This is a genomic window from Rhodobacter viridis, from assembly GCF_003217355.1.
Classification (GTDB): Bacteria; Pseudomonadota; Alphaproteobacteria; order Rhodobacterales; family Rhodobacteraceae; genus Rhodobacter; species Rhodobacter viridis.
The window spans coordinates 35,113-56,864 of sequence record NZ_QJTK01000005.1; the positions used below are offsets into that span (position 1 = coordinate 35,113).

Annotated in this window: 20 protein-coding genes; 8 read left to right on the forward strand and 12 right to left on the reverse strand. The window is 66.6% G+C overall.

Going from position 1 to position 21,752, the window contains the following annotated elements; translation table 11 throughout:
- Positions 1 to 19: 19 nt before the first annotated feature.
- Positions 20 to 1,579, forward strand: a complete 1,560-nt coding sequence (locus C8J30_RS08440) for a D-aminopeptidase (protein WP_110805413.1) — start codon at positions 20 to 22, stop codon at positions 1,577 to 1,579.
- Between the two features lie 6 nt (positions 1,580 to 1,585).
- Here C8J30_RS08440 and C8J30_RS08445 read toward each other — a convergent pair whose 3' ends face one another.
- Together C8J30_RS08445 and C8J30_RS08450 are read right to left on the reverse strand one after the other, a co-directional pair.
- Positions 1,586 to 1,957 (reverse strand): VOC family protein, encoded by a 372-nt coding sequence (locus C8J30_RS08445; protein WP_110805414.1) that lies wholly within the window; start codon positions 1,955 to 1,957, stop codon positions 1,586 to 1,588.
- Positions 1,958 to 2,024: 67 nt separating this feature from the next.
- Positions 2,025 to 2,717 (reverse strand): helix-turn-helix transcriptional regulator, encoded by a 693-nt coding sequence (locus C8J30_RS08450; protein ID WP_110805415.1) that lies wholly within the window; start codon positions 2,715 to 2,717, stop codon positions 2,025 to 2,027.
- Positions 2,718 to 2,898: 181 nt separating this feature from the next.
- On the opposite strand from C8J30_RS08450, the gene C8J30_RS08455 reads away from it, so the two are divergent.
- The 6 genes from C8J30_RS08455 to C8J30_RS08480 all read left to right on the forward strand — a co-directional run bounded on the left by C8J30_RS08455 (position 2,899) and on the right by C8J30_RS08480 (position 9,429).
- The gene (locus tag C8J30_RS08455) at positions 2,899 to 3,372 is read left to right on the forward strand and encodes an NYN domain-containing protein (RefSeq protein ID WP_110805416.1); all 474 of its coding nucleotides are present in this window, start codon (positions 2,899 to 2,901) and stop codon (positions 3,370 to 3,372) included.
- 82 nt (positions 3,373 to 3,454) lie between these two features.
- Complete coding sequence (locus C8J30_RS08460; protein WP_146227882.1) at positions 3,455 to 3,718, forward strand: hypothetical protein; 264 nt, start codon at positions 3,455 to 3,457, stop codon at positions 3,716 to 3,718.
- A 114-nt stretch (positions 3,719 to 3,832) separates the two neighbouring features.
- The gene (locus C8J30_RS08465; protein WP_110805418.1) at positions 3,833 to 4,936 is read left to right on the forward strand and encodes an AI-2E family transporter; all 1,104 of its coding nucleotides are present in this window, start codon (positions 3,833 to 3,835) and stop codon (positions 4,934 to 4,936) included.
- A gap of 1 nt (position 4,937) precedes the next feature.
- The gene (locus C8J30_RS08470) at positions 4,938 to 5,615 is read left to right on the forward strand and encodes a P-loop NTPase family protein (RefSeq protein WP_110805419.1); all 678 of its coding nucleotides are present in this window, start codon (positions 4,938 to 4,940) and stop codon (positions 5,613 to 5,615) included.
- Between the two features lie 47 nt (positions 5,616 to 5,662).
- Complete coding sequence (locus C8J30_RS08475) at positions 5,663 to 7,837, forward strand: RNA degradosome polyphosphate kinase (protein ID WP_110805420.1); 2,175 nt, start codon at positions 5,663 to 5,665, stop codon at positions 7,835 to 7,837.
- A 38-nt stretch (positions 7,838 to 7,875) separates the two neighbouring features.
- Complete coding sequence (locus C8J30_RS08480) at positions 7,876 to 9,429, forward strand: Ppx/GppA family phosphatase (protein ID WP_110805421.1); 1,554 nt, start codon at positions 7,876 to 7,878, stop codon at positions 9,427 to 9,429.
- A gap of 26 nt (positions 9,430 to 9,455) precedes the next feature.
- Here the strand turns inward: C8J30_RS08480 and C8J30_RS08485 are convergent, their stop codons facing one another.
- Genes C8J30_RS08485 through C8J30_RS08500 form a run of 4 tightly spaced genes read right to left on the reverse strand, consistent with a single transcriptional unit; the run spans position 9,456 to position 12,159 of the window.
- Positions 9,456 to 9,905 carry a hypothetical protein gene (locus tag C8J30_RS08485; protein ID WP_245909734.1) on the reverse strand — a complete coding sequence of 150 codons (450 nt, stop codon included), beginning with the start codon at positions 9,903 to 9,905 and terminating at the stop codon, positions 9,456 to 9,458.
- 18 nt (positions 9,906 to 9,923) lie between these two features.
- On the reverse strand, positions 9,924 to 10,952 hold the full coding sequence (locus C8J30_RS08490; RefSeq protein WP_110805422.1) for an endonuclease/exonuclease/phosphatase family protein: 1,029 nt from the start codon (positions 10,950 to 10,952) through the stop codon (positions 9,924 to 9,926).
- On the reverse strand, positions 10,952 to 11,656 hold the full coding sequence (locus C8J30_RS08495) for a molecular chaperone DjiA (RefSeq protein WP_110805423.1): 705 nt from the start codon (positions 11,654 to 11,656) through the stop codon (positions 10,952 to 10,954). Before C8J30_RS08495 ends, C8J30_RS08490 begins: the two co-directional genes overlap by 1 nt.
- A 17-nt stretch (positions 11,657 to 11,673) precedes the next feature.
- A complete protein-coding gene (locus C8J30_RS08500) occupies positions 11,674 to 12,159 on the reverse strand; it encodes a GNAT family N-acetyltransferase (protein ID WP_110805560.1) in 486 nt (161 codons plus the stop codon).
- A gap of 153 nt (positions 12,160 to 12,312) precedes the next feature.
- On the opposite strand from C8J30_RS08500, the gene nhaA reads away from it, so the two are divergent.
- On the forward strand, positions 12,313 to 13,473 hold the full coding sequence (gene nhaA / locus C8J30_RS08505; RefSeq protein ID WP_110805424.1) for a Na+/H+ antiporter NhaA: 1,161 nt from the start codon (positions 12,313 to 12,315) through the stop codon (positions 13,471 to 13,473).
- Positions 13,474 to 13,639: 166 nt separating this feature from the next.
- On the opposite strand, the gene scpA is transcribed toward nhaA, so the two are convergent.
- The 6 genes from scpA to C8J30_RS08535 all read right to left on the reverse strand — a co-directional run bounded on the left by scpA (position 13,640) and on the right by C8J30_RS08535 (position 21,619).
- The gene (gene scpA / locus C8J30_RS08510) at positions 13,640 to 15,769 is read right to left on the reverse strand and encodes a methylmalonyl-CoA mutase (protein WP_110805425.1); all 2,130 of its coding nucleotides are present in this window, start codon (positions 15,767 to 15,769) and stop codon (positions 13,640 to 13,642) included.
- Complete coding sequence (locus C8J30_RS08515) at positions 15,717 to 16,679, reverse strand: hypothetical protein (RefSeq protein ID WP_110805426.1); 963 nt, start codon at positions 16,677 to 16,679, stop codon at positions 15,717 to 15,719. Before C8J30_RS08515 ends, scpA begins: the two co-directional genes overlap by 53 nt.
- Before the next feature lie 233 nt (positions 16,680 to 16,912).
- Positions 16,913 to 18,490: a hypothetical protein gene (locus C8J30_RS08520; RefSeq protein WP_110805427.1), complete on the reverse strand. Its 1,578-nt coding sequence runs from the start codon at positions 18,488 to 18,490 to the stop codon at positions 16,913 to 16,915.
- Entirely contained in the window at positions 18,487 to 20,490 is a 2,004-nt protein-coding gene (locus C8J30_RS08525) for an acetyl-CoA carboxylase biotin carboxylase subunit (protein WP_110805428.1), read from the reverse strand. Before C8J30_RS08525 ends, C8J30_RS08520 begins: the two co-directional genes overlap by 4 nt.
- A 153-nt stretch (positions 20,491 to 20,643) precedes the next feature.
- Entirely contained in the window at positions 20,644 to 20,883 is a 240-nt protein-coding gene (locus tag C8J30_RS08530) for a hypothetical protein (RefSeq protein ID WP_110805429.1), read from the reverse strand.
- Between the two features lie 337 nt (positions 20,884 to 21,220).
- The gene (locus tag C8J30_RS08535) at positions 21,221 to 21,619 is read right to left on the reverse strand and encodes a hypothetical protein (RefSeq protein ID WP_110805430.1); all 399 of its coding nucleotides are present in this window, start codon (positions 21,617 to 21,619) and stop codon (positions 21,221 to 21,223) included.
- Positions 21,620 to 21,752 lie beyond the last annotated feature (133 nt).

Here is a 21,752-nt window from a genome sequence, read left to right on the forward strand (position 1 = left end):
CTTCGCCGCAGGACATGCCATGACCCAGATCGACCTTTCTGCGCTGGAAACGGCGCTTGATGCGCTGCCCAAACGCCATCCCGGCCCCGGTGGGGTTGCAGGCGTTCTCAAGGATGGCGTGGTGATCGCCACCCGGGCCTGGGGCTATGCCGATCTCGACACCGCCCAGCCGATGACGGCCAGGACCCGGCTGCCGATCTGCTCGATCTCGAAGCAGTTCACCTGTCAGGTGCTGCTGGCCGAGGTGGAGGATCTGGCCCGTCTCGATGCGAAAGTCGCGGCCTTCCTGCCGAAATTCACCGGGCCTCTGCCGACGGTCCGGCAACTCTGCGACAACCAGTCGGGCCTGCGCGACTACTGGGCGCTGACGGTGCTGCAGGGTGCAAAGGCCGAGCAGACTTTCACGCGCGGCGATGCCCTGCCGCTGATCGCGCGGATGAAGACCGGGCATTTCCCGCCCGGCACCGCCTATTCCTATTGCAACTGCAACTACCGGATCGTGTCGGAGCTGATCGAGGCCGAAACCGGCGCCGCCCTGCCCGATCTCTACCGCAAGCACATCTGGGGTCCGGCGGGCATGACCACCGCCGTGCTGACCGCCGACACCCGCGCCCCCGAAGACGGGGTGATCGGCTACGAGGGCTCGGATGCGACGGGCTTCTTTCCGGCCGACAACGGGATTTACTGGATCGGCGATGCGGGGATCTCCGCCTCGCTCGACGACATGCTGGCCTACGAGCGCTGGATCGACGCAACCCGCGAGGACGAGACCAGCCTCTACCGCCGCATCTCGGCACAGCCGCATTTTTCCGACGGGACGCCCGCCGCTTACGGCTTCGGCCTTGCACAGCACGATATCGCCGGGCAGCGCTTCACCGGCCATGCGGGCGCCCTGCGCGGCTTCCGGGCGCAGCGGCTGAATGCGCGCGACGCCCGGCTCTCGGTCGTGGTGATCTTCAACCACGAGGGCGACACCTTTGGCGCGGCGCAAAGCCTGATCGAGGCGGCGCTCGGCCACAAGACCCCCGCCCCCGCGCCCCTCCCCGAGGGCTGGGACGGCCAATGGCTCGCCGATGACGGGCTGATTGTGCAGATCGAAAGCGGGCGGCGCAGCGCCAGCCTGCGCTATGCAACCGGGGGCGAGACGGTCACTCTGGCCGCCGACGGCACGCTTTGCGGCTCGGGCGTGGTGCTTGCCCGGACGGCCGAGGGGCTGCGGATGACGCGCAGCAAGGACAACACCGCCCCCGCGCTAGTGGCGCTTCCCGCGCTCGACAGCGCCGATGCGGCCGAGATCGCCGGGCGCTACAGCTCGGCGGAACTCGAGGCCGATCTGGTGATCGAGGCCCGCGACGGCGCCGCTTTCGCCCGGTTCGAGGGGATGCTGGGCGCGGGCCGGATGGAGCGCATGGCCCCCGCCGGACGCGATGTCTGGACGGTGGCCACGCGCCGCTCTATGGATGCGCCCGCGCCGGGCGACTGGACGCTTGTCGTCACCCGCGACGCCACCGGTGCGGTGCACGGGCTGACGCTTGGCTGCTGGCTCGCGCGCGGGGTGGTTTACAGCCGGGCGTCCTGAGCCGGGTCAGACCTCCGGCGCCTCGGCCAGCGCATAGACGCGCAGCCGGTGCCCGTCGGGATCGACCGCAACGAAGCTGGTGCCGAAGTCGAGATCGGTCGGCGGCATCAGCATCGTCACGCCCCTCGCCAGCCAGTCGGCATGGGTCTGCGCCACCTGCTCCGGCGCGACCTTGAAGCCCAGATCGCAGGCCCCGGGCGCGTGCTCGGGCCGGGGCTGCACCCCGTCCTTGCGCCACAGGCCCAGCGCGAGGCCGGAGTCGAGCACGAACAGCGCAAAGGTCGGACTTTGCTCGACCGGCGGGCGGCCCAGAAGGCGGCTGTAAAAAGCGACACTTGCGGCCGGATCGGCGACGTAGAACAGCAGGATGTTGGACATGTTCGGCTCCTGTGGAACGGGGTTGCCGGACTGTCTTACGAGTCACTACTGTCAGTTTCTGTCAGCATCATGCGCCGGGTGGCAGGCCCTGCCGCTTGCGCCATTCTGCCAGAAGCACTTGCCGCCGTTTCGGAGCCCGCGCGTCGAGCAGCTCGGCGCTTTCGATCCGGTCGGCCCGGAAGCTGCGAAAATCGGCACGCCATTCGCACCAGCCGACCAGCAGGCGGACCTGATCGAAAAACGCATAGGCAAAGGGCCAGATCACCCGCGTGCTCGTGCGGTCGGCCCCGTCGCGATAGGTGATGGCCAGCTTGTGCTCGGTCCGGATCGCCTTGCGCAGCAGAACCGGATCGACCGCCGGGGCCGAGAGCGCCGCGCCGGGACCAACAAGCAGCGGTGCCGCCTCCATCGCCGCCCGCATCTCGGCCGGAAACGCCGCCGCGATCCGGGCCAAAGCGCTTTCGGCCTGCTGGCGCAGGCTCTCGTCGCCGCGCTTGGCCACCCAGCGCGCGCCCAGCACCAGCGCCTCGATCTCCTCGGCGGGAAAGGACAAGAGTGGCAGCAGGAACCCCGGCCGCAGCACATAACCCACACCCGGCTCGCCCGCGACATCGGCACCCATCGCCTGCAGGCTGGCAATGTCGCGATAAAGCGTGCGCAGGCTGATGCCCAGCTCGTCCGCCAGCGCCTGCCCGCTGACCGGAAAGCGATGGCGACGCAGCACGTCGAGCAGATCGAAAAGGCGTTCGGAACGGGACATGGTCAGAGCCTAGCACGGATCCTGACAAGATGTGACAGGAGGTGTCGGCACGCGCAGATGATTGGCTCCGCCGGGCAAAGAAGTCTGCGGCCTTTTGCCGACAAGCCCAGCGCGACCTTGACCCTGCGCCATCAATCGCTTTCGATCGCGGCGCCGATACTGCCGTCTTTCGAGCGTTTTCATGATCTATTTGCTTGCCCTGATCCCCGTCCTTCTTGTGATCACGCTGGTCGTGCTGTTGCGCCGCCGACGCCCGCACATCCTGATCGACGGATCGAACGTCATGCACTGGCGCGACAACAGCCCGAGCCTCGAGCCGGTGCGCGCGGTCGTGACCCTGACCAAGAAGGCGGGCTTCACTCCCGGCGTCGTCTTCGATGCCAATGCGGGCTACAAGCTCGAGGGGCGCTATCGCGACGACCGCCATCTGGCGCGGGCGCTGGGCCTGCCCGAAGCCCAGGTGCTGGTGGTGTCGAAGGGCCAGCAAGCCGATCCGGTGCTTCTGGCCGTGGCGCGGGACCGCGGCGCCCGGATCGTGACGAATGACCGCTTTCGCGACTGGGCCGCGCCCCACCCCGAAATCGCGACGCCGGGCCATCTGATCCGCGGCGGCTGGCGCGACGGGGCGGTCTGGCTCGATCTGGGCGAAGAGTGATCGGCGAAATCCGCCCCTTCCGCGGCTTGAGCGGAAAATTTCATTTGGCGTCAGGGCAAAGCCTTGCCATGCTGCAGCCATGATGACCAACGCGCCCTTCCTGATCGAAAGTGACCATGCCTTGCTGCGCCACCACCTGCGCGGCATTCGCATCATCGAGCTGCGCCAGATCGGCGGCACGCCCGAACACGGCGCCGAAATGATGGCGCATCTGGAAAACCTCGGCTTTGCGGTGAAATTCCGCAAACTCGAACGCATGTCACCCCCGCCGCTGCTGCGCATCGCCTTCCGCTATCCCGGCCCCGGCACGGCCGAAATGACCATCGCCCCTGACGTCGGCGCCTGAAGCGCCGGGGCGCTCCCGACGTCGGCCGCCGATCCGGCGCCGTTTCACGCCATCGGCACTTGCAACCGCAGCACAAAACCCCGATTTTGCGCCGGTAATCGCAAGGAGAGGCGCATGGCCCTGCCGGTTCGCAGCCAAATCACCATCTGGGGCATCGCGGCCGCGGTGCTTGTTCTGGTGCTGTGGAAACTGGGCGACGTGCTGCTGCCCTTCCTCGTCGGCGGCGCCATCGCCTATTTCCTTGATCCGCTCGCCGACCGGCTGGAGCGCGCGGGCCTGTCGCGCACGCTTGCCACCACGACCATCGCGCTGATCGCGACGCTGGCGCTCGTCGTTCTGGCGCTCGCCATCGCGCCGCTGCTGGTGCGCCAGCTGATCGGTCTGGTCGAGACCGCCCCGGCGATCGCCGCCCGGCTGCAAAGCTTCCTTGTCACCACCTTCCCCTCGATCATGGAGCATGGCTCGGTGATCAACGACTCGCTCGCGAGCCTTGGCAATGCGATCAAGGCCCGGGGCGGAGAGCTGGCGCAGGGGCTGTTGTCCTCGGCGATGACGCTGGTGAATGCGGTCGTCTTCATCGTCGTCGTGCCGGTCGTGACCTTCTACATGCTGCTCGACTGGGACCGGATGGTGGCGCAGATCGACGGGCTTCTGCCGCTCGATCACGCGCCGACGATCCGGCGTCTGGGCGTCGACATCGACCGGGTGCTGTCGGGGTTCGTGCGCGGGCAGGTCTCTGTCTGTCTGATCCTGGGCGCCTTTTACGCCGCGGGGCTGATGGCGGCGGGGCTGAGCTTTGGCCTGCTCGCGGGCGCCATTGCCGGGGCGCTGACCTTCATTCCTTACGTCGGCGCCCTTGTCGGCGGCGTGCTGGCGATCGGGCTGGCGCTGTTTCAGTTCTGGGGCGACTGGATGTCGATCGGCATCGTCGCCGGGATCTTCGCCATCGGCCAGTTCCTCGAAGGCAACGTCATCACCCCCCGCCTTGTCGGCAATTCGGTCGGTCTGCATCCGCTGTGGCTGATCTTCGCCCTGTCGGCCTTCGGCACGCTTTTCGGCTTTGTCGGCATGCTGGTCGCGGTGCCGGTCTCGGCGATGATCGGGGTGCTGATCCGCTTCGCGATCGAACATTACCGGCTGGGGCGGCTTTACCGGGGCCTTGCCGGGCTGGACGAGGCGCCGACGACGCTCTCGGACGCGACCGAGGACAAGGCCTGACATGTCCCGCCAGCTGACCCTGCCCTTGCCGGTGCGTGTCGCCGAGGGACGCGAGGATTTCTTCGTCGCCCCCGCCAATGCGCTGGCGCTGAGCCTGCTCGATGCGCCGGAAAACTGGCCGCAGGGGCGGATGCTGCTGCTGGGCCCCGAGGGCGCTGGGAAAAGCCATCTGGCCGCGATCTGGGCCGCCGAGCGCGGCGCGGCGCTGCGCACCGCCGCCGACCTGACGCCCGAGACCGTGGCGGTGCTCGCCGCCGCGGGCGCCGTGGTGATCGAGGATGCGCAGCATCTGGCCGGTCACGCTGCGGCGGAACAGGCGCTCTTTCATCTGCTGAACCTCACCGCGGCCGAGGGCGGGCGCTGCCTGATGACCGCCCCCTGCCCGCCGCGCGACTGGGGCATCCGGCTGCCCGATCTGAAAAGCCGTCTCGACGCCACGCAATCGGTGCGCATCGCGCCGCCCGACGAGGCGCTTCTGGCCGCCGTGCTGGTGAAGCTGTTCGCCGACCGGCAACTGACCGTGCCGCACAGCCTGATCGACTGGCTGGTTCTGCGCATGGAGCGCTCGCTCGGCATGGCGCGGAGCGTCGTTGCGGCGCTCGACGCAAGGGCTTTGGCCGAGGGACGCGCAATTACCCGTGCGATGGCTGCCGAAGTGCTGGACAGGTTGCAAGGCTGAGGCCAAACTGTCATCGCGCCGTTACAATCGAGAAGCATAAGCGCCCCATGACACTCGCCGATTTCCTTGCCGCCCCCTATCCTGCCCCCGTTGCCATTCCGGACGAAGAACGCGTTGGTCCGAAACGCTTTTTCAACCGGGAACTGAGCTGGCTCGCGTTCAACTGGCGCGTGCTCGAAGAGGCGGCGAACCCGCGCGTGCCGCTTCTGGAACGGCTGCGCTTCCTGTCGATCTCGGCCAACAACCTTGATGAATTCTACACCGTCCGCGTCGCGGGCCTGATGGAACTGGTGCGCGAACGCAACATCGTGCCCTCGGACGACGGTCTGACGCCGGCCGAACAGCTGGTGCTGATCAACGCCGACGCGCGCAAGCTGATGGAAACGCAGCAGACGACCTTCAACAAGCTGCGCCGCGAGATGGAGGCCGAGGGCATCCAGCTTCTGACCCGCACCAAGATCAACGCGCGCGACCGGGCGTTTCTGGCCGAGCACTTCCTTGCCAATGTCTTCCCGGTGCTCTCGCCGCTCGCCATCGACCCGGCCCACCCCTTCCCCTTCATTCCGAACACCGGCTTCTGTCTGGCGCTGGAACTGGAACGCGAAGTGGACAAGCGCCGGATGCAGGCACTCTTGCCGATCCCGCAGCAGATCGCCCGTTTCGTCCGCCTGCCCGGCGAGGCCCGCTTCCTGCCACTTGAAGAACTGCTGCTGCTGCATCTCGGCATGCTCTTCCCCGGCTATACCGACACCGGCCATTGCGCCTTCCGGGTGCTGCGCGACAGCGACCTTGAAGTCGAGGACGAGGCCGAAGATCTGGTGCGCGAGTTTGAAACCGCGCTGAAACGGCGTCGCCGCGGTCAGGTGATCCGGCTCAAGATCACCTCGGGCGCGCCCGAGGCGCTGCGCCGTCTGATCATGGACGAATTGCAGGTCGCCCCCGATGCGGTGGTCGAGGTCAAGGGGCTTCTGGGCATCGCCGATCTGTCGCAGCTGGTGCTGAACACCCGCCCCGACCTGCTCTGGCCGCCGTTCAGCCCGCGCGTGCCCGAACGGGTCGAGGATCACGCAGGCGACATGTTCGCCGCGATCCGGCAGAAGGACATCCTGCTGCACCACCCCTACGAGACCTTCGATCTGGTGATCCGCTTCCTCAATCAGGCGGCGCATGACCCGAACGTGCTGGCGATCAAGCAGACGCTTTACCGGACCTCGAAAGACAGCCCCGTGGTCGATGCGCTGTGCGAGGCGGCCGAGTCGGGCAAGTCGGTGACGGCGCTCGTGGAACTGAAGGCGCGCTTCGACGAGGCCGCGAACATCCGCCAGTCGCGGCGGCTGGAACGCGCCGGGGCGCATGTGGTCTATGGCTTCATGCATTTGAAAACGCACGCGAAAATCTCGACCGTTGTGCGGCGCGAGGGCGATGCGCTGGTGACCTATACCCATTACGGCACCGGCAACTATCACCCGATCACCGCGCGGATCTACACCGACCTGAGCTTCTTCACCTGCGATGCGCAGCTGGGCCGCGACGCGACCAAGGTATTCAACTACCTTTCGGGCTATGTGCAGCCCGAGGGGCTGGAAAACCTCGCGATCTCGCCGATCACGCTGAAGCCGCGGCTCCTTGAGCTGATCGCGGCAGAAGGCGAGCATGCCCGCGCGGGCCGTCCGGCCGAGATCTGGGCGAAGATGAACAGCCTGATCGACCCCGAGGTGATCGATGCGCTTTATGCCGCCTCGAATGCCGGGGTGAAGATCTCGATCGTCACCCGCGGCATCTGCGGCGTGCGGCCCGGCATCAAGGGCCTGTCCGAGAATATCCGGGTCAAATCCATCGTCGGGCGCTTCCTTGAGCATTCGCGGATCGTCTGCTTCGGCAACGGCCACGGCCTGCCTTCGGAGCAGGCGCGGGTCTTCATGTCCTCGGCCGACTGGATGGGGCGCAACCTGACGCGGCGGGTCGAAACGCTGGTCGAGGCGAAGAACGAGACGGTGAAGGCGCAGATCGTCGGGCAGATCATGACCGCGAACATGGCCGATACCGCGCAAAGCTGGCTTCTGGGCCCCGATGGCAACTACACCCGCCATCTGCCTGAAGGAAAAGAACTTTTCTCCTGCCACCGCTACTTCATGGAGAACCCGTCGCTCTCTGGCCGCGGATCGGCCGGGGCAAAGGACGTTCCTGCCCTTGCTCATTCCCCCCTCGACACGATAAGTTGATACCGCTCACACCCGGTTACGACTCAGCAGGCTGCCCGATGAACGCAAAGACCGTTGCCCCGCATTCGGACAACGAAGACTGGGATCCGTTCGGCCGCGAACTCTTCGACGACCCTTCGGCGCGGGCGCTGTCCCGCGTCGGTGTCGTCGATGTGGGTTCGAACTCGGTGCGGATGGTGGTCTTTGACGGCGCCGCCCGCTCGCCCGCCTATTTCTACAACGAAAAGGTGATGGCGGGTCTGGGTCAGGGTCTGGCCGAGACCGGCATGCTGTTTCCCAAGGGCCGCGCCCGGGCGCTCGCTGCGCTGAAGCGCTTTGCGCTTCTGGCGAAGGGGATGGACATCGGCCCCCTCACCTGCGTCGCCACCGCCGCCGTGCGCGAGGCGAAGGACGGGCCGGAATTCCAGAAACAGGTCGAGCATGAAACCGGCCTGCGTCTGCATGTGATCGACGGCGCCGAGGAGGCGCGGCTCTCGGCGCAGGGCGTGCTCGTCGGCTGGCCCGAGGCGCAGGGGATCATCTGCGACATCGGCGGCAATTCGATGGAACTCGCCGTTCTGGGCGGCGGCAAGGTCGGCGCGCGGGCCACCTCGCCCTTGGGGCCGTTCCGGCTGCAACAGGTGAAGGGCGGCCGCAAGGAGCTGACCGCGCATATCCGCGAGCACATGGCGAAGCTGGTGAGCGCCGTCGGGCTGGGCCACGAGCGGCTGTATCTGGTCGGCGGCTCGTGGCGGGCGATTGCCCGGCTCGACATGGAGCGGCGCAACTACCCGCTTCTGGTGCTGCACGAATACCGGATGGACCCGGAAAACCTGCTGAAAACGCTCGAATGGATCGGCAAGCAGGACATGACGGCGCTGCGCACGAAAACCGGCACCTCCGAAGCGCGGATGGAGCTGGTGCCGCTCGCTTCGCTGGTGCTGCGCGAGCTGATCGAGACCTTCAAGCCGAAGGAGATCGACGTTTCCTCCTATGGCATCCGCGAGGGGCTGCTTTACGAAAAGATGCCCGACAAGCTGCGCGCCCGTGATCCGCTGATCGAGGCCTGTCGGCATGCCGAACGCACGATGTCGCGGCTGCCGGGCTTCGGCAAACGGCTGCACGCCTTCATCGAGCCGCTCTTTGGCGAGGTGTCGCCGAAACGCTACCGGCTGATGCGGGCGGCGTGCCTGTTGCACGACACCACCTGGCGCACCCACCCCGACTACCGCGCCGAGGCCTGTTTCGACAACGTGACCCGCGCCAACATGGCCGCGCTGAGCCACCCCGAGCGGGTGTTTCTGGGCGTCTCGCTGCTGCACCGCTACAAGAATTCGCGCGCGGGCAGCCGGTTCGAGCCGCTCTTCTCGCTGCTCTCGCCCGAACAGCTGCGCGAGGCCGAGATTCTGGGCAAGGCGATGCGGTTTGGCGCGATGTTCTCGATCCAAGACCCGGGCGATGCCGGGGAGCTGAGCTACAATGCCACGACGAATGCGATCGAGCTGCGGCTGACGAAACGCGGCGCGGGGCTGTTTGGCGAGGTGGCCGAGGCCCGCTTCGCCTCGCTCGCCGCGGCGATGAAGGCGACGCCGATGGTGGTGCTGCCGGGCTGATCGCGCGGGTGCAGGCGACTAAACGACTAAAGATCCGTGACCGGCCCCGGCTCGGCCGGTTTCGCCCGGTCATCGGGCGCAGGCAGCGGCGGCGGTTTCGGTGCCCCCGGCAGACGGCGGATCACGATATCGCCGTTCGGCAGCCGCTCGGGCGCCTGATAGTTCCGCACGTCGTCAATCAGCGCCAATATCTCGCGCAGCTTCGGCCCCAGCTGTTCGGCCGCCGCGCCCAGCCCCTTTTGCATATCCTCGATTTCGGGCGCCATTTCCTGCAAGAGCCCGCGCAGGAACATGTCTGCGCCCCGCTCGACCAGCGACTTGCCCGCCGCCATGTCATCGCGCGGCGTCGGCGGGGGGACCTCGACGTCCGGCGCAGGCGGGGTCAGGCGCTGCGGCGGGTCCTCGGCCCAGACCACCCAGCCGCCCAGAAGAAGGGCGGCCGCGGCAGATCCCAACAGAAGCGGATGCGGTTTCATGCCGCCACTATAGGCGGCTTACAGCGCCAAATCTACCGAGACGGGAAAGTGATCCGAGGCCTGCAGCAACGCCTCGCGCAATTCCGCCACCCGGTAACAGCCCGGATCGTCAAACGGATGCCAGATCCGCCACTTCGGTGCATGCGCGCACAAATCGGGCGAGAGCGCGATATAATCGAGCATGGCCGAGAAGAACTGCCCCGGCGGCGGCTCGGGGATGAAGAACCGCGCCGAGGCGGGCAGCGCCGTCGTCTTGCCGCGCGGCAGCCTTGCATGCGGGTCGTGCAACTGCCGCGCGGGCGGCCCGCCAGTGCCCAGAACGATCTCGAGACCCGAGCGCCCGAACAGCTGCTCGTATTCGTCAAGCCCCGGCCCGTCGTTGAAATCGCCAAGCACGATCAGGCTTTCGCCCGTATCCAGAACCTCATCGACCCGACGCCGCAGCCACAGACATTGCGCCAGCTGCTTGCGCCGGTTCTCGATCGCCAGCCGCACCTCGCCCGCCGGATCCGTCGCCCCATGCGGCGCCTTCGATTTCAGATGCACCCCGATCAACCGCAGCCGCTTGCCCGTGGCGGGACCGGTCAGCACCTCCAGTTGCATTTCGAGCGGCGGTTTTGAAAAATGCACCGTGTCGAGCCGGTCATCGATATCCAGATCGATCTGCAACGACAGGTCGAACCGCGGCGCGCTGACGCTGCCCTCGGAGGGCTCATGCGAGAGGCAGAGCACATCGGGGTCGTAAAGCGCGGCAATTTCCTGCTGGGTGTCGTTTTCAAACCCCAAAAGCGCCCGACGCTGCCGCAGCCCGTATTTCGCCGCAAAGGCCTCCAGCATCGCCACGGTCTTGCGACGCATATTGTTGTCGGGGGCCTCGATGATCACGATGCAATCGGCCTCAAGCGCGGTGAAGACGATGCCGAGCGCGCCCAGCTGCTCGGCCCGGGTGACGCCATAGCGCCCCGAGTCCTGCGCATCTTCCAGAATCCGGCCGCGCCGATCAAAGAGCGAGGTGAACCATTCGACATTGTAACAGGCGATCCGCATCAGAGCGCCGCCTGTTTCGCCCCGGCCGAGATTTCTTCCCAGGCGCGGTTGAGCGCGATCACCCGCTCCTCGGCCAGTTTCACCGCCTCGGGCGGCAGGCCACGCGCCATCGCGCGATCGGGGTGGGCCTCGCGCACCATCGCCTTCCACTGCGCCCGTGCCGCGGCCAGATCGCTGCCCGGCGCCAGTTCCAGCACCGACCACGGATCGGGCACGGCATCGGGCACATAGGTGGCGCGGATCGAGCGGAAACAGGCCTCATCCAGCCCGAAGATCGACGAGACCTCCTGCAGGAAGGCGTCTTCGTTCTCGTGATATTCGCCATCCGCCATCGCGATGGTGAAAAGACCCTCCAGAATGTCCTGCAACACCGGCGCGCCGGGGCCGAACATCGCGGCGATCTTGCGGGCATAAGCGTCAAAGCCCGCCACATCGGTCCGCGCCATGTCGAAGACGCGGGCGGCATTCTGTTCCTCGTCCGGCGGGATCTGGAAGATGCGCCGGAACGCCGTCACCTCGTCGCGCGTCACCAGACCATCGGCCTTGGCCATCTTGGCACCAAGCGCGATCACCGCGATGGTGAAGGCCACGGTGCGTTCGGGCGGGGTTTTCAGATGATCGAAAACCGCCGAGAGTCCCTCGCCCCGAGCGAGAGCCGAAAGCGCCTCGCCGATGCGGGCCCAGAGAGAAAGCGGCTTGTCCATGCGGTCAGTCTAAACCGTCACAGCAGCTTTTGCATCAGCACAAGGTCGATAAAACGGCCAAATTTGTACCCGGCCTGCGCAATTCGTCCGGCCTCGACATAGCCGACGGCGGCATGAAAGGCGAGACCGGCGGGGTTTTCCGCCGAGACGCCCGCCACCATCAGATGCACGCCGCGGGCGCGGGCGTGCTCCTCGATCGCGGCCATCAGCGCCCGGCCGACACCCTTGCCGCGCGCCGCGGGAGCGAGGATGATCGTGTGCTCCATCGAGCGCGCATAGCCGAGCCCCTTGCGGAACTGGTCGTAGCTCGCAAAGCCCAGCACCTGCCCGTCGATCTCGGCGACGACAAAGGCGCGGTCATCACCTTGCCGCGCGGCGATCTGCGCGCTCAGGCTGTCGACCGTATGCGGGGTCGGCGAAAACCCCACCGTCGCGGTTTCAATGAGCGGATTCCAGAAGGCGAGAATGGCCGGAACATCGGCGGGCGTGGCAGGGCGGATCATCTTGAGACTCCTTTCGCGCACCATGGCCCGTGGCATTCCCAGATGCAATCGCGGGCGCAGGGGCGGAAAACGACGCCGCGAGAGGTCGATTTTTCTTGAACGGGGGCCATCAGTCCCCATGTCGGAAGGGAAAACACAGGGACAGGAGGGGCCGTGCTGGGACGGATCGAGAGACTTTTCGCGCATGAGGCCGCCGGGGGCATCGTGCTGATGCTGGCGACGGCGCTGGCGCTGGTGCTGGCGAATACCGATCTTTCAGGGCTTTACGCGCAGGTCCTGCATCTGAAATTCACCATCGCTCTGGGCGAGACGGGGCTGTCGAAGCCCCTGATCCTGTGGATCAACGACGGGCTGATGGCGGTCTTTTTCCTGCTTGTCGGGCTGGAGTTGAAGCACGAGATGCGCGAGGGGCGGCTGAAGACGCCCTCGAACGTGGTGCTGCCCGGGGTGGCGGCGCTGGGGGGCATGCTCGCGCCCGCGCTGATCTATCTCGCCTTCACCTGGGCCGACCCGGTGCACCGGACCGGCTGGGCGATCCCGACCGCGACCGACATCGCCTTTGCGGTCGGCGTCGTGGCGCTTCTGGGCAAGCGGGTACCGCCCGCGCTGAAGCTTTTTCTGCTGACGCTGGCGATCCTCGATGACCTTGGCGCCATTCTGGTGATCGCGCTGTTCTACACGGCCGAGTTGAAACCCGCCTATCTGGCACTGGCCCTGATCCCGATCGCGCTGATGGCACTGCGGCTCTGGACGGGCGCGCATCGGATTGCGCCGACGCTGATCCTCGGCGCGGTGCTTTGGGTGCTGGTGCTGAAATCCGGGGTGCATGCGACGCTGGCGGGGGTGGTCACGGCCTTCTTCCTGCCGATCCGCGACCGCCACGGCAAGTCACCCCTGCATGCGCTGGAACACGCGCTCTCGCCCTATGTCGCCTTCCTGATCGTGCCGATCTTCGCGCTGGCCAATGCGGGCGTGGGGCTGACGGGCCTCGGCCTCGCCGATCTGGCGGCGCCGCTGCCCTTGGCGATCGCGCTGGGTCTGGTGATCGGCAAGCAACTGGGCGTCTTCGGGGCCACTTTCGCGCTGGTGAAACTGGGCTTTGCCCGCCTGCCCGAGGGCGCAAGCTGGCTCCAGCTTTACGGCATCGCCGCGCTCGCCGGGATCGGCTTCACCATGTCGCTCTTCATCGGCTCGCTGAATTTCGAGACCGATGCGCAGATGAATGCGGTGCGGCTGGGGGTTCTGGCGGGCTCGCTGGTCTCGGCGCTCGTAGGCTATGCAGTGCTGCGGCTTGCCCCGCAACGGGCCGCGTAGGGGGGCGCTGCCCCCCTCTTCCCTGCGGGAATTCACCCCCCGGGATATTTTCGGCAAGATAAATCAGCACGAAAAAGGCGCCCCTTTCGGAGCGCCTTTTGCTTTTATCTTGCCCCAAATATCCCGGGGGAGTCCGAAGGACGGGGGCAGAGCCCCCTCTCCGGTGTCAGCTGCGCGCCGCGCGGATCAGATCGAGGATTTCGCGCGCCGCGGCGGGGATGTTGGTCCCCGGCCCGAAGATCGCCTTCACCCCGGCCGCCTTCAGGAAATCGTAGTCCTGCTGCGGGATCACGCCGCCACAGATGACGAGGATATCCTCGGCGCCCTTTTCCTTCAGCGCTTCGATCAGCTTCGGCGCCAGCGTCTTGTGACCCGCCGCGAGCGAGGAGATGCCGACCACGTGCACGTCGTTGTCGACCGCATCCTGCGCCGCTTCCTCGGGGGTCTGGAACAGCGTGCCCACATCGACGTCGAAGCCGATGTCGGCAAAGGCCGTCGCGATCACCTTGGCGCCGCGGTCATGGCCGTCCTGCCCCATCTTCACGACAAGCATCCGCGGACGGCGCCCCTCGGCCTCGGCGAAGCTGTTCACATCGGCCTGGATCTGCGCAAAGCCCGCGTCGCCTTCGTAAGCCGCGCCATAGACGCCCGAGAGCGTCTTCACCTCGGCGCGGTGACGCCCGAAGATTTCTTCCATCGCCATCGAGATTTCCCCCACCGAGGCCCGGGCGCGGGCCGCTTCGACGGCGGCTTCGAGAAGGTTGCCGCCCTCTTTCGCGCGCCGGGTGACTTCGGCCAGAGCGGCCGCACATTTCGCTTCGTCGCGGGTCTCGCGCATCTTCGTCAGCCGCGCGATCTGGCTGTCGCGCACCGCCATGTTGTCGATGTCGAGAATGTCGAGATGCTCTTCCTTGGCGAGACGATACTTGTTCACGCCAACGATCACATCCTCGCCGCGGTCGATTGCGGCCTGACGCTTGGCGGCCGATTCCTCGATCCGCAGTTTCGGCATCCCCGAGGCCACGGCCTTGGTCATGCCGCCCATCTCTTCGACTTCCTCGATCAGCGCCCAGGCCTTCTCGGCCAGTTCCGCCGTCAGCGCCTCGACATAATAGCTGCCCGCGAGCGGATCGACGACCTTGGTGACGCCGGTCTCTTCCTGCAGGATGATCTGGGTGTTGCGCGCGATCCGGGCCGAGAATTCGGTCGGCAGCGCAATCGCCTCGTCCAGCGCGTTGGTGTGCAGCGACTGCGTCCCGCCCAGCGCCGCCGACATCGCCTCATACGCCGTGCGGATGACGTTGTTGTAGGGGTCTTGCTCCTGCAGCGACACGCCCGAGGTCTGGCAATGGGTGCGCAGCATCAGCGAGCCGGGTTTCTTCGGCTCGAATTCCGACATGATGCGGTGCCACAAGAGGCGCGCCGCCCGCAGCTTCGCCGCTTCCATGAAGAAGTTCATGCCGATGGCAAAGAAGAACGACAGACGCCCGGCGAAATCATCGACGTTCATGCCACGCGCCAGCGCCGCGCGCACATATTCGCGCCCGTCGGCCAGCGTATAGGCGAGTTCCTGCACCAGGTTCGCGCCCGCTTCCTGCATGTGGTAGCCGGAAATCGAGATCGAGTTGAACTTCGGCATCTCTTTCGAAGTGTATTCGATGATGTCCGCAATGATCCGCATCGAGGGTTCGGGCGGATAGATATAGGTGTTGCGGACCATGAACTCCTTGAGGATGTCGTTCTGGATCGTGCCCGACAGAAGCGCGCGGTCGACGCCCTGTTCTTCGCCGGTGACGATGAAGTTCGCCAGCACCGGGATCACGGCGCCGTTCATCGTCATCGAGACCGAGACCTTTTCGAGCGGGATGCCGTCAAACAGGATCTTCATGTCTTCGACCGAGTCGATCGCCACGCCGGCCTTGCCGACATCGCCGACGACGCGCGGGTGGTCGCTGTCATAGCCGCGGTGGGTGGCCAGGTCGAAGGCGACCGAGACGCCCTGTTGCCCTGCGGCCAGCGCCTTGCGGTAGAAGGCGTTGCTTTCCTCGGCGGTCGAGAAGCCCGCATATTGCCGGATCGTCCAGGGACGGCCCGCATACATCGTCGCCCGCACGCCGCGGGTGAAGGGGGCAAAGCCCGGCAGGCTGCCCATATGCGGCAGCTCGGCCGTGTCTTCGGCGGTGTAAAGCGGTTTGACCGCGATGCCTTCGAGCGTGTTCCAGGTCAGCGCGTCAAGCGGCTTGTCACGCAGCTCCTTCTGAGCGAGCTTCGCCCAGTCCTCTTTCTTCGTGGTCATGGGACTTTCCTTCTTCCTCTGTCGGCCATCCCGGATGTGCCCCCGGTTGGCCATGGTCTTGCGTCGGTTCGGTCTCAAAGCAGGTGATCCCCGGGCGCGGCACCGAAAGCCAGGCCAGGTCTTCCAGATAGCGCGTCATCATCCAGCCGCGCTGGTCGAGCGTGAAGGGCGAGGGGCTGCGGGTCGGCACGGCATTCATCGCGCGGCCGTGGTCGTAAAGCCCGTCGGGCAGCGCGACAGTGCCGAGCATCGCCTGCATCTGATCGTGGTTGCGGCCGACCATGCGCTCGAACGGCCAGACGGTGACCGGGCGGCCCTGCCCCTCCTCGCGCAGGATCTGCACGAGGCGTTTCCAGCCGCGCGGATGGCGGGCGAGACGGTCAAGCCCGCGCGCATCGGGCAGGCGACGGCCGCGGCGGCCCTGATCGGCCAGAAGCGAGGCCCACCAGCCGTCATAGCGGCGGATCGTCAGCGCAAGGCCGGTCAGATGCGGCCCGAGCGCGGCAACGATGCGGCGCAGCCGCGCGCCCGCATCGGGGTAAAGCGTTTCCTGTTCAAGACAGTGCGGCATCGTGCCGAGGAAATTTTCCTCGGAGATCACCAGCGCGCGGGTGCCCGCCTCTTCCAGACGGTCGATCTGCATCCGGATCGCGGTGGCCGAGGCACGGGCGATGCGCTCATCCTCGGCGTCAAGCCATTCGGGGCGCTTCATCAGCCCGGCGAAAAGGCCCCCGCGCGTCACCTGCGGCCCCCAGACGGCGATGCCCGCGGCCCGAAGCGCGTCTTCGTTCTGCAGCGCCCAGGACTGCAGCGAGGTGGTGGCGGTGCGATGAGCCCCCAGATGCACGATCACGTCCATAGCGCTATCCATGCGGGCGATGCGCCCGCGCGGGATGCGCGAACCGATCATGCCCCGTGCAAATCCTGCACCCGGATCTTGCAACAGGGGCTTAAGGTTAAAATTGCGGCGATTGGACCGGAGCGCTTGACGCTGCGGCAGGCGCAGCCCTGCGAAACGGGCCACAACCCGTTGATCTGTATTTTTTTTGCACCCCGCTGCCGGGCGGAAAACCGCGTCGCAGGCGGGCGATGCGACAAATTCGAAGCAAATGCGCGGAACGGCAGCGGATTGGCGCGGGGCGGTCATGGCGCCCCCCCGGTCAGCGGATCAAGCCGGATCACCGCATCCTTCGGCAGCGTCATCGCGAAATCGGCCAGTTTCGCCTGCAGCTCCTGCGCCACCTCGGGACGCGCGGCGTAGAAGTCCACGCTCATGTCGCCCAGCGCGCCATGCGGGTTTTCCATGTCGAGCTGGCCAAGGCGGACCCAATCGGGGCTTTTGCCGATGCGCAGCCAGCTGTCGTAGATCATCACCAGATCGACGCCATGCGCGCGCACCAAGGGGCCGGCCCAGCCCGGCACGCCCGCGCTCAGGCGGGCGTTCAGCGCCTCGAGCGAGCCCAGCCCCCAGAGGTCGAGCACGTCATTCGGGTTCTGCCAGGCGACCCAGCCGATGTCGTTCACCGCGACCGGGGCCTTGACCCAGTCCTTGGCAAAGCGGGCCATCTGCGCCTGTTGCAGGTGGATGGCGCGCGGGTTCCAGATGGTGCGCAGCGTGATCGGGGTCCAGAAGCCGACCGCCGCGAACAGCGCAAGGGCGGTGAACAGCCCGCTCGCCCAGGCGGCAAGGCGGGACCCGGCGCCGGTGGTGACCAGCATCAGCCCGGTCAGCTCGGCCATCAGGATGTAATGTTCGTAGCGGTTCATCCAGCCGATCTGCGCGGCCAGAAGATGGGCAAGCCCGGCGATGCCGAGCACGGCCAGAAGCCAGCCGCGACCGTCGCGGCGGCAGCCGGGCGCGAGCAGCGGCAGGGCAAGGCAGGTGGCGGTCATCGCGGCGAGGATCAGCCCCGGCAGGCTGCCGAGATTGGTCCCGAGCGTCGCGATCAGCCGGGTGATGCCGCTCGTGCCCGCGCCCACCATCGCGCGTTTGGCGATGACCGAGGCGGGCAGCGGTTCGAGCCCGAGATGCAGCAAAAACGTCATGAAGCCCAGCACCGGCGCCGCGATGCCGATGCCAAGGGCCGTCGCCATGCGCACGCGCCCCCGCAGCGCCAGCGTGGCGCAGACAAGACCCGACAGCGCCAGCCCCTCGAGCCGCAGCAGCGGCGCGGCCAGCGTTCCCGCGATCAGCAGCAGGCCGATGCGGCCCTCGCGCAGATAGGACCAGAGCCCGATCACCGTCGCCATTGCGGCCACGGCATGCAGGCTGTTCTCCATGCCGGTGAAGCCCACGCCCGCGATGTTGAAGCCAACGGGCACAAGCGCCGCCAGCGTCCAGCGCCCGCGCGCGCCAAGGCCCGAGTTTGCGAGGGCAAAGCCCCAAAGCCCGCCCGCCAGCGCCACCGAAAGCGTGTTCCACAAAAGCGGCAGAACCCCCTGCACCGCAGTGCCCGCGAAAGGCACCAGAAGCAGCGGATACAGGATCGAAGACGAGGCCGAGGCATATTCGCCGGGGTTGATGCCGTAGCCCCCCGCGGCGATCCCCTCGGCCATCGACAAATGGATGTAGACGTCGTCAAGCGGATAGTCGAAGGCCCCCCCCGCAAGCACCAGCGCCACGCCTTGCAGCGCGGCGAAGGTCGCAAGCGCGATCAGCGCCGAGACAGGGACCAAGGTCCCTGCCCCGGGCTTCGCGCCGATGCGGGGGTCGGCGATCATTCGAATTCCATGATGATGTCATCGACCTTCAGCGAGGCCCCGGCCGCGCAGTTGATCTTCTTCACCACGCCCTTGCGCTCGGCCTTGAGGATGTTTTCCATCTTCATGGCTTCGACGGTGGCCAGCGCCTGACCTTCCTGCACTTCCTGACCTTCCTCGACCGAGATCTTCACGATCAGGCCGGGCATCGGGCAGAGCAGGAACTTCGAGGTATCCGGCGGCAGTTTTTCCGGCATCAGCAGGGCAAGATCATGCTGACGCGGCGTGCGCACATGCACCTTCAGATCGGCGCCGCGGACGCGGATGCGGAAGCCCATCGGGATCTTGCCGACCTTCAGCACCAGCGGCTCGCCCCCGACCGAGAGTTTCGCCAGCGATTTGCCCGGGGTCCAGTCGCTTTCGACGCGCAGGCTCATGCCGTCGGCGAAGGTCACGGTCGAGCCCGCCTTGTCGGCGGCGATCTTCAGCGGGAAGCTTTCGCCCTGAAGCGAGACCACCCAATCGTCGCCCACCCGGCGCTCGTGGTTGCCGAGCGTGCCCGAGATCTTGGTGCGGCGGATTTCGGCGACGCGGTTCATCGCGGCGGTGGCGGCGGCGACGCGCTTCAGCATCTCCTCGTCCAGCGTCACGCCCTGGAAGCCCTCGGGATATTCCTCGGCGATGAAGGCGGTGGTGATGTTGCCCTCGACGAAGCGGTCATGATCCATCACCGCCGCGCAGAACGGCAGGTTGTGGCCGATGCCTTCGACTTCGAACGTGTCGAGCGCCAGACGCATTTCCTCGATCGCGGCTTCGCGGGTCGGGCCCCAGGTGCAAAGCTTGGCGATCATCGGGTCGTAATACATCGAGATCTCGCCGCCCTCGTAGACGCCGGTGTCGTTGCGCACGATCCCGCCCGAGGCGGTCGGCCCTTCGACCGGGGGCTTGTACTTCGTCAGGCGGCCGATCGAGGGCAGGAAGTTGCGATAGGGATCCTCGGCGTAGAGGCGGCTTTCCATCGCCCAGCCGTTGATGCCGATGTCTTCCTGCTTGAAGGGCAGCGGTTCCCCGGCGGCGACGCGGATCATCATCTCGACAAGGTCGATGCCGGTGATCAGTTCGGTGACCGGATGTTCCACCTGCAGACGGGTGTTCATCTCGAGGAAGTAGAAGTTGCGATCGCCGTCGACGATGAATTCCACGGTCCCGGCCGAGGTGTAACCCACGGCTTTCGCCAGCGCGCAGGCCTGTTCGCCCATCGCCTTGCGGGTGGCCGGGTCGAGGAACGGCGAGGGCGCCTCTTCAATGACCTTCTGGTTGCGGCGCTGGATCGAGCATTCGCGCTCGTTCAGATAGACGCAATTGCCGTGCTGGTCGGCCAGCACCTGAATTTCGATGTGGCGCGGTTGCGTCACGAATTTCTCGATGAAGATGCGGTCATCGCCAAACGACGCCGCGGCTTCGTTTTTGGACGACTGGAAGCCTTCGCGGGCTTCGGCCTCGTTCCACGCGATCCGCATGCCCTTGCCGCCGCCGCCGGCCGAGGCCTTGATCATCACCGGATAGCCGATTTCGTTGGAAATCTTCACCGCTTCATCGGCGTCGGCGATCAGGCCCATGTAGCCCGGAACGGTGCTCACACCGGCTTCCTTGGCGAGTTTCTTCGAGGTGATCTTGTCGCCCATCGCCTCGATCGCGGGCGACGGCGGGCCGACGAAGATCACGCCCGCGGCTTCGAGCGCCGCGGCGAAGTCACGGCGTTCCGACAGGAAGCCGTAGCCCGGGTGCACGGCCTCGGCGCCGGTGGCCTTGATCGCCGCCATGATCTTGTCGATCACGATATAGGACTGGTTCGCGGGCGGCGGGCCGATGTGAACGGCCTCGTCGGCCATCTTGACGTGCAGCGCCTGCGCGTCGGCGTCGGAATAGACGGCCACCGTCTTGATGCCCATCTTGCGCGCCGATTTGATGACGCGGCAGGCGATCTCGCCGCGGTTGGCGATCAGGATTTTCTTGAACATGGTCAGTCCCTTCCTCCGGGCGCGGATTGGCCCGCGCCCCCTTTCGTGATGTCATGTGCCGTCAAGGCGGGCGAAACGAAACGCCACCGAGGGGGGAACCCTCGATGGCGGCATGAGTTTGCGACCCGCGCAGGCGGGTGGATGATCGTGCGATCAGCGGTAGCAGGGACCGCCGACACCGACGTTGCAGCTGGCGCCACCGGCCAGCGCGCCGATCGCCGCGCCAGCGATCGCATTGCTGTCGGTCGCATCCGCGATGATGGCACCGGCGGCGGCACCGGCGAGCGCGCGCCCGCCTTGGGTTTGCAGCACCGGGGCCCCGCTTTGGGTTTCCATGCAGCCGGCCAGAGCCGAAGCCGCGACGAGAGCGAGAAGAAGGGAAGTGCCACGCATGAGTATTTGCCTCCAGCAAGGGTTATGATTGACCCAGAGTCTAGCGCATCAACGCAGCAGCACAACGGATAGTTCCGCGGCGGGAAACAAACTTGTTCCGCGTCGGCAAGGGTTTGCCCATCGGCCCCCGCGCGGGCAGGCGCGGCAAAGATGTGGCGCGGCCCGGCGTGAGAGCCGGACCGCGACAGCAAGACGCTAACATGGAGGTTGGACGGCGCGGCTTCGAAACACGCCATCTGCACTCCGATATGGGGCGCAAATGACGCATTGCCAGAGGCGGGCCCGAAAGCCCCGCCAAAATAGGCGGTTTCTTGCCGATATGCCGTCCGGACCGCGGTCATTCCCAGTCGTCCTCCGCGTCGTCCTCGTCCCAGTCGAAGGCGTCGGGATCGGCGAAAACTTCCGGGAAGCTCGCCTCGGCGCGCTTGCGGTCGATGCGCAGGAGTTGCTCGTAGCTGCAGGGATCGGCGGGTTCGGAGGCCCAGACGACCTCGCGCCCGATCAGCCAGGACAGGCGACCGGCGTCGAGATTGCCCCGCTCGAAGGGTTCTTCGCCAAAATGGTTCCACAGGGCCGCCATGAAGCCCGCATCGGCGCGACGGTCGGGCGCGGCCCGATCCTTGTAACGCTCGCGGCGGACGATCTTGGTGGCGCCCTTCTTGGCATTGGCGCGACGGATGACGAACTGGAAATCTGACCCGGGAAGACGCCCCGGGAAGCCACGGTGTTTCAGCATGATGTGCCCCTTTCCAGCGCGGGGTCGCACATCAGACCCGTCCCGCGCAAGCGCGGAACGGGAAGGCCGGGGGCTTGGGCCGGGCCCTGCCCCCGAAACCGATTACTTGTACTTGCCGGTTTGGACCGGTTCG

What these genes read in the sequence shown, in the direction of transcription:
- C8J30_RS08465 (WP_110805418.1), top strand. Translation starts at nt 3,833, where the DNA reads ATGGCCCTGCCGGTTCGCAGCCAAATCACCATCTGGGGCATCGCGGCC.
- C8J30_RS08490 (WP_110805422.1), bottom strand. Translation starts at nt 10,952, where the DNA reads ATGCGGATCGCCTGTTACAATGTCGAATGGTTCACCTCGCTCTTTGAT.
- C8J30_RS08515 (WP_110805426.1), bottom strand. Translation starts at nt 16,679, where the DNA reads ATGATCGGTTCGCGCATCCCGCGCGGGCGCATCGCCCGCATGGATAGC.
- C8J30_RS08455 (WP_110805416.1), top strand. Translation starts at nt 2,899, where the DNA reads ATGATCTATTTGCTTGCCCTGATCCCCGTCCTTCTTGTGATCACGCTG.
- C8J30_RS08500 (WP_110805560.1), bottom strand. Translation starts at nt 12,159, where the DNA reads ATGATCCGCCCTGCCACGCCCGCCGATGTTCCGGCCATTCTCGCCTTC.
- C8J30_RS08525 (WP_110805428.1), bottom strand. Translation starts at nt 20,490, where the DNA reads ATGTTCAAGAAAATCCTGATCGCCAACCGCGGCGAGATCGCCTGCCGC.
- C8J30_RS08440 (WP_110805413.1), top strand. Translation starts at nt 20, where the DNA reads ATGACCCAGATCGACCTTTCTGCGCTGGAAACGGCGCTTGATGCGCTG.
- C8J30_RS08485 (WP_245909734.1), bottom strand. Translation starts at nt 9,905, where the DNA reads ATGAAACCGCATCCGCTTCTGTTGGGATCTGCCGCGGCCGCCCTTCTT.
- C8J30_RS08530 (WP_110805429.1), bottom strand. Translation starts at nt 20,883, where the DNA reads ATGCGTGGCACTTCCCTTCTTCTCGCTCTCGTCGCGGCTTCGGCTCTG.
- C8J30_RS08535 (WP_110805430.1), bottom strand. Translation starts at nt 21,619, where the DNA reads ATGCTGAAACACCGTGGCTTCCCGGGGCGTCTTCCCGGGTCAGATTTC.
- C8J30_RS08520 (WP_110805427.1), bottom strand. Translation starts at nt 18,490, where the DNA reads ATGATCGCCGACCCCCGCATCGGCGCGAAGCCCGGGGCAGGGACCTTG.
- C8J30_RS08480 (WP_110805421.1), top strand. Translation starts at nt 7,876, where the DNA reads ATGAACGCAAAGACCGTTGCCCCGCATTCGGACAACGAAGACTGGGAT.
- C8J30_RS08450 (WP_110805415.1), bottom strand. Translation starts at nt 2,717, where the DNA reads ATGTCCCGTTCCGAACGCCTTTTCGATCTGCTCGACGTGCTGCGTCGC.
- C8J30_RS08445 (WP_110805414.1), bottom strand. Translation starts at nt 1,957, where the DNA reads ATGTCCAACATCCTGCTGTTCTACGTCGCCGATCCGGCCGCAAGTGTC.
- C8J30_RS08495 (WP_110805423.1), bottom strand. Translation starts at nt 11,656, where the DNA reads ATGGACAAGCCGCTTTCTCTCTGGGCCCGCATCGGCGAGGCGCTTTCG.
- C8J30_RS08460 (WP_146227882.1), top strand. Translation starts at nt 3,455, where the DNA reads ATGACCAACGCGCCCTTCCTGATCGAAAGTGACCATGCCTTGCTGCGC.
- C8J30_RS08470 (WP_110805419.1), top strand. Translation starts at nt 4,938, where the DNA reads ATGTCCCGCCAGCTGACCCTGCCCTTGCCGGTGCGTGTCGCCGAGGGA.
- scpA (WP_110805425.1), bottom strand. Translation starts at nt 15,769, where the DNA reads ATGACCACGAAGAAAGAGGACTGGGCGAAGCTCGCTCAGAAGGAGCTG.
- C8J30_RS08475 (WP_110805420.1), top strand. Translation starts at nt 5,663, where the DNA reads ATGACACTCGCCGATTTCCTTGCCGCCCCCTATCCTGCCCCCGTTGCC.